Annotated in this window: 1 protein-coding gene; it reads left to right on the top strand. The window is 29.9% G+C overall.

The annotated features are described in order from the left end of the window. On the top strand, positions 1-546 hold a 546-nt coding region (locus tag LDP10_RS03150; RefSeq protein WP_265197277.1), incomplete at both ends, for a PTS transporter subunit EIIC.

Raw genomic sequence — 546 nt, 5'->3', positions numbered from 1 at the left:
AACGTGCCATTTCAAATGCAAATAGGAGAATATACCAATAACATGGGACAAATATTCCACGGTGATATTGCTAGATATATGGCAGGAGATAATACTGCAGGTAAATTATCAGGTGGTTTTATTTTTAAAATGTATGGTCTTCCTGCTGCAGCTATTGCTATATGGCACACTGCTAATTTAAAAAATAGAGCTAAAGTTGGAGGAATTATGTTATCTGCAGCATTAACAGCTTTTTTAACCGGAATAACAGAACCTATAGAATTTTCTTTTATCTTAGCATCTCCAATGTTATATATTATACATTCTATATTAGCAGGTTTAGCTTTTCCAGTATGTATTTTACTAGACATGCGAGCAGGAACAAGTTTTTCTCATGGAATTATAGATTTCATCATTCTTAGTGGGAATAGTAATAGAATATGGCTTTTCCCAATAATAGGTTTAATATATGGTAGTGTGTATTATTGCACTTTTTATTTTTTAATAAAAAAATTAAATTTAAAAACTCCAGGACGAGAAAAAATAAATAACGTTTTATTTAACAAA

The organism is Buchnera aphidicola (Pemphigus obesinymphae) (assembly GCF_026122815.1).
Lineage (GTDB): Bacteria > Pseudomonadota > Gammaproteobacteria > Enterobacterales > Enterobacteriaceae > Buchnera_C > Buchnera_C aphidicola_BJ.
The sequence above is the reverse complement of the archived record's forward strand: the minus strand, read 5'-3'. Positions and strand labels throughout refer to the sequence as shown.